Raw genomic sequence first — 5,569 nt, 5'->3', positions numbered from 1 at the left:
CTGGTCAATCTTGAAGATGTCAGGACAGGGTATGTGTTCAGCCCGCAGGCTGAATAAAAGCAGGCATGAGCCGTATACGAGGTCCGTACGTACGGTTCTGTGAGAGGGATGAGGCGGTAACGCCTCACCCTACTCGTTATGCCTTGTCGTCGGCAGGCTTGTCTTTCAGCCAGCGCGGCTGGCCCTTGGCCTTCTTGTCGCGCAGGCGGGTTTTCTTCTTGGGCTGAACCGCTTTTTTGCCTTTGCTGTCGGCCTCTTTTTTCTTGCGTACCGTCACTGCCGCTTCTTTGTGTTTGGGGCGCAGCTCGTCAATGATACGGCGCTTGAGCTTTTGATCGGTGTAGCGCTCTACCTTGACTACCATGGCCATGTCGTGGGCTTCCACCAAGCTGATGGCAGTGCCCTTGCGGCCGGCCCGGCCGGTGCGGCCAATGCGATGCACATACACATCGGCGGTGCGCGGCATGTCGTAGTTGATCACATGGCTGACTTCGGGCAGGTCTATGCCCCGGGCAGCCACATCGGTGGCTACCAGAATGTTGACCTTGCCGTTGCGAAAACGGCGCAGGGCTTCAAAGCGTTTGTCCTGATCCATTTCGCCCCGCAGCCAGGCGTTGTCCAGGCCTTCCTGCTGCAGCCTGCTGGCCAGCTCCATCAGGCGCTCGCGGGTTTTTACAAACACAATGCTGCGGGTAGCATCGGGCTGGCGCAGCAGATGCAGCAGCAACGCAAACTTGTGCTCCGGGTTATCGGCCAGGTGCAGCCACTGATTGATTTTCTTGCGCTCGCTGCGGGGCGGCTCGGCAGACAGCTCTACCGGCTCCTTGAGAATATCGGCGGCAAACTTCATCAGACCACGGCCTTCCAGGGTGGCGGAAAACAGCATGGTCTGACGACGCCAGCGAGCCTCGGCGGCAATACGGTCCACATCCTGAATAAAGCCCATGTCGAGCATGCGATCGGCTTCGTCCAGGATCAGCATTTCAATATCGCGGCTGTCGAATGACTCTTCGTCTATGTATTGCAGCAGCCGGCCCGGAGTGGCCACGACGATGTCGGTGGTTTTGGTCAGCGCCGGCAGATGTTTGTCGGCATGCACGCCGCCGGTAATGGTTTCTACCCGCAGACCGGTGTCTTTCAGCAGGGCCTTGGCGTCGTCGGCAATCTGCTTGGCCAGCTCCCGAGTGGGGGTGAGCACCAGCACTCGGGCCGGACCGGCCTGACGGCGCGGAAAGTCCAGCAGGTGCTGGCAGGCCGGCAGCAAAAACGATGCCGTTTTGCCGGTGCCGGTGGGGGCGGAGGCCATAATGTCCCGGCCGCTCATGGCTTCGGGTATGACCTGGCTCTGAATGGTGGTGGGTCTGGCATAGCCCATGCGGGCCAGAGCGCGAACCAGAATGGGGTCCAGCTCCAGTTGCTCAAAGGTCATACTGCTCATGTTCAATTCCGTCAACCAAAATGGCCGGTTATTATAGGCTAACTTCCATCAAAATACTCTCGGGATCACCATGGCCGGACAGGGTTTTCGCTTTAAACAATTTCAGGTTAACCATGACCGCTGTGCCATGAAGGTGGGCACCGACGGCATTCTGCTCGGGGCCTGGGCACCGCTGGGGCAGGCTGAACGCATTCTGGATGTAGGCACCGGCACCGGGCTGGTGGCGCTGATGCTGGCTCAGCGCAGTCACGAGCAGGTGCAGATTACCGGTCTGGAGCTGGATAAGGCAGCCGCGGCGCAAGCGGCAGAAAACGTGGCCGAGTCGCCCTGGCCTGAGAAAGTGCATATTGAACAGGGCGCGCTGCAGCAGTTTGTGGCCGAGCCGTTTGAACTGATTGTGTCCAACCCGCCTTATTTTGCCCCCGGGCAGCATTTTGACTGCAACGCCCGGGCCAGTGCCCGCCACGGTGGCAGTCTGAGCCTGGCGGACTTGTTTAGTCATGGCTGCCGGTTACTGAGTGAAAACGGACACTTGTGCCTGGTGCTGCCCTGGCAGGCGCATGAAGAAGCACTTGCGCTGGCAGACTCAAATGCCCTTTACCTGCAGGAGCAGCAGTCAGTGATCACTCGGGAAGGAAAAACACCTGCACGTTTTTTATTGCGCTTTGGCAGGATCAAAAACTGTGTAATCAAAGAAGAAATTGTCATTAATACTGCATGTGGCGGATATGGCGACATATACAAAGGAAAGGTCTCCCCCTTCTATCTGAAGATGTAAATTTTGTATTGAAGATACTTTTCACATCATTATGCTACTGTTCAGCTCGCGCTCTGTTGGTTTTTAGTATTTCACAAACCTTAAACAGCAGCGCATCGTTTTGTTAATTTCGTTAGTTTCCGAACGAAACTTTCGCCAAGCGCTTTGCCGCCACGAGGTTTGCCTTGAAAAAGCCATTGTCCACTTTTGATGTGATGGGCCTGGGGTTCATGACATTCGCCTTCTTTTTGGGTGCCGGAAACATCATCTTTCCGCCCCTGGCCGGTTTTCTGGCCGGTGAAAACATGACCAGCGCCATGTTTGGTTTCCTGACCACAGCCGTAGGTCTGCCCCTGGCCGGTCTGGTGGCAGCAGCGCTGGCCGGTGGCGGTTTGCCGGTGATGGGCCGCTATTTGCCGCCGGTGATTATTACCCTGATGGGCAGTGCCATCTTTATTATTATCGGCCCGGCCTTTGCCGCTCCCCGCACTGGTCTGGTGGCCTATGAGATGGGCGTTAAGCCCTTTCTGGAAAACCCCGGGCAGGGCGCATTAACCCTGTATACCCTTGGTTTTTTTGGTGTGGCGCTGCTGCTGTCTTTGAGTCAGGGCCGGCTGCTGGAAGCCATTGGCAAGTTGCTGACTCCGCTGCTGCTGCTGTTACTGGTGGCGCTGGCCATTGCCGTGTTTGTGAATCCTCAGGGCACACAGCCGGCGGTCACCGAGGCCTATCTGGCTCAGCCGTTTGTGAAGGGCTTTATTGAAGGCTATAACACCATGGATACGTTTGCCTCCCTGCTGTTTGCCATGCTGATCCTGGATGTGCTGCGCAAGAAAGGCGTCACTGATACCCGTGCTCAGTCCCGTTATCTGATGGCTGCGGCACTGATTGCGGCAGCAGGTCTTGGCTTTGTATATATCTCGCTGTTTGTGCTGGGTGGTACCAGCCAGGGCGTGGTACTGGACGCCAGCAACGGTGGCGAGATTATCAGTGCATATGTGCTGTCGTTGTTTGGTGAGCCGGGGCTGCTGATTTTGTCGGCCATTGTGACCCTGGCCTGCCTGACCACGGCGGTGGGGCTGGTGTCGTCCTGTGCCGATTATTTTCATAACCTGACCGGTAAGGGCAGTTACAAAGGCTGGGTGGTGGCCATTGCTACCGCTTGTATGCTGGTGGCCAATGTGGGCCTGAACACCCTGATCAGTGTGTCTGTACCCATTCTGGTGGCGCTGTATCCGGTGGCCATTGCGCTGGTGGTGGCCACTTATCTGCGGCCGCTGATGCGGGCACCCGTGTTTGCCTTTCGCCTGATCATGAGCGTGGCCTTTGTGTTTGGTCTGCTCGATGGCATGCAGGCCGCCGGCCTGGATATGAGCCTGCTGGACTTTATGCCGCTGTTTGGCGTGGGCATGGCCTGGACCCTGCCCTCCGCCATTGCTGCCATTATCGGCCTGACTGTGGGCAAAACAGCCCAGACTGCCACGGCCTGAGCCTGGCAACCGGTATAAGAAAAGCGGCTTCAATGCCGCTTTTTTGTTGTTTAGCCACGCATTGCTGAGAAAGAGCGGCATGTGAAGCATCAGTGCGGTTTGCACTTCACGACACGCTTCAAGTACTTCCATGGGATGGTCGGCTACGGCAATCCCCACTGCTGCTTCGCGTTGCGGTACTTGTTGATCAAAGAGATTAAAGCGCCGCGATTTCATCCAGGATCTGCGCGACCCAGGCTTCAATGCGGGGATCGGTGTCGTCGTACTGATTGGCTTCGTCCAGCGACAGACCGACAAAGTATTTGCCGTCTTCGGTCAGCGCCTTTGAGGCCTCGAACTCATAACCCTGATTGGGCCAGTAACCCACCACGCTGGCACCCCGGGCCACCACCCGGTCGTGCAGCATGCCCAGCGCATCCTGAAACCACTCGCCATAACCCAGCTGATCGCCCATGCCGAACAGCGCCACCACATGGCCGTCCAGGTTCAGAGTGTCGATGTCGTCCCAATGGGACTCCCAGTCTTCCTGCAATTCACCAAAATCCCAGGTAGAAATGCCAAGAATAAGAATGGGGTAATCCTGCGCACGCACCAGCGGCACATCCCTGATATTATGCAGATCAACCAGCTCGGCACCGAGCTGTTCACGAATTTTCTCGGCTGCGATTTCGGTGTAGCAGGTGGTCGAGCCGTAAAACAAACCGATATTCATGGGGCTCCGTTCACTCTTGTTGGAATGGTGTCATGATAACAGAAGCCGCCCTGCAGGCAGAATACGGAGTTAGGAACGGAGTGAGTATGAGTCATCCGCTGGTCGAGCAATTTATCGATGCCCTCTGGCTGGAAAAAGGCCTGTCCGACAATACCCTGGCATCTTATCGCAGTGATCTCAGTCATTTTGCCGGCTGGCTGGACGGCGAGGGCGGCAGCCTGTTGGCGGCAGACAGCCTGACCCTGCAGCACTATCTGGCTCATCGCATTGATTTGGGCTTCAAGGCCAGCAGCACAGCGCGCATGCTGAGTGTATTGCGGCGGTTTTTTCAGTATCTGCTGCGCGAGCAGCTGCGTGCCGACGATCCCAGCGTGCTCATTGCCGGCCCCAAGCTGCCCAAACGCTTGCCCAAGGATCTGAGCGAGCAACAAGTATCGGCCCTGCTCGATGCTCCTGAAGCCGCTGATCCGCTGGAGCTGCGCGACAAGGCCATGCTGGAGCTGCTCTATGCCACCGGCCTGCGGGTGACCGAGCTGGTGAGTCTGTCGATGGAAAGTGTGAGTCTGCGTCAGGGGCTGGTACGGGTAACCGGCAAGGGCAACAAGGAGCGGCTGGTCCCCATGGGCGAAGAAGCCCTTCACTGGTTAAGCCGTTTTTTAAAAGAGGGCAGGGCAGCGCTGCTGGGCGAGCAGGCGTCAGACGTGGTGTTTCCGTCCCGCCGGGCCCGGCAGATGACCCGGCAGACCTTCTGGCACCGCATCAAGCATTACGCCCTGCGCGCCGGCATTACTCAAGAGCTGTCGCCCCACACCCTGCGCCATGCCTTTGCCACTCATCTGCTTAACCACGGAGCCGACCTGCGGGTGGTACAAATGCTGCTGGGCCACTCGGATCTCTCCACTACCCAAATCTATACCCATGTGGCCACTCACCGCCTCAATGCCTTGCATGAAGAGCACCACCCCCGCGGATGACCCCTTCGGGGGATCTGTAAGCTGTCAGCTATAAGCCTTAAGTGGTATGGCTGGAGGTTGGACTGGCCCGAGAAAAGTAGACACCTTCATTTAATGAGAAGGTGTTATGAAATACAAACCCCGCCGTCGCTTTAGCGACACATTCAAACGTGAGGCCGTCGAGGCCTCGCTGTCTACCACCGAGACACAAGCTCAGTT

General features: G+C 57.4%; 5 protein-coding genes. 3 read left to right on the top strand and 2 right to left on the bottom strand.

Annotation, left to right across the window (positions count from 1 at the left end):
* Positions 1–136 precede the first annotated feature (136 nt).
* Positions 137–1,438: an ATP-dependent RNA helicase SrmB gene (gene srmB, locus R0I78_RS02890; RefSeq protein ID WP_317074245.1), complete on the bottom strand. Its 1,302-nt coding sequence runs from the start codon at positions 1,436–1,438 to the stop codon at positions 137–139.
* Positions 1,439–1,508: 70 nt separating this feature from the next.
* Here srmB and R0I78_RS02885 point away from each other — a divergent pair, with 70 nt between their 5' ends.
* On the top strand, positions 1,509–2,216 hold the full coding sequence (locus R0I78_RS02885) for a tRNA1(Val) (adenine(37)-N6)-methyltransferase (protein ID WP_317074244.1): 708 nt from the start codon (positions 1,509–1,511) through the stop codon (positions 2,214–2,216).
* 164 nt (positions 2,217–2,380) lie between these two features.
* The gene (gene brnQ / locus R0I78_RS02880; RefSeq protein WP_410506565.1) at positions 2,381–3,685 is read left to right on the top strand and encodes a branched-chain amino acid transport system II carrier protein; all 1,305 of its coding nucleotides are present in this window, start codon (positions 2,381–2,383) and stop codon (positions 3,683–3,685) included.
* 196 nt (positions 3,686–3,881) lie between these two features.
* On the opposite strand, the gene fldB is transcribed toward brnQ, so the two are convergent.
* Positions 3,882–4,397 (bottom strand): flavodoxin FldB, encoded by a 516-nt coding sequence (gene fldB, locus R0I78_RS02875; protein WP_317074243.1) that lies wholly within the window; start codon positions 4,395–4,397, stop codon positions 3,882–3,884.
* An 86-nt stretch (positions 4,398–4,483) separates the two neighbouring features.
* Between fldB and xerD the strand changes: the two genes are divergently transcribed.
* Positions 4,484–5,371, top strand: a complete 888-nt coding sequence (gene xerD, locus R0I78_RS02870) for a site-specific tyrosine recombinase XerD (RefSeq protein ID WP_317074242.1) — start codon at positions 4,484–4,486, stop codon at positions 5,369–5,371.
* The last annotated feature ends 198 nt before the right edge of the window (positions 5,372–5,569 follow it).

Source organism: Oceanimonas sp. CAM02 (assembly GCF_032842915.1).
GTDB lineage: Bacteria > Pseudomonadota > Gammaproteobacteria > Enterobacterales > Aeromonadaceae > Oceanimonas > Oceanimonas smirnovii.
This window is presented reverse-complemented; position numbering and strand designations above follow the sequence as displayed.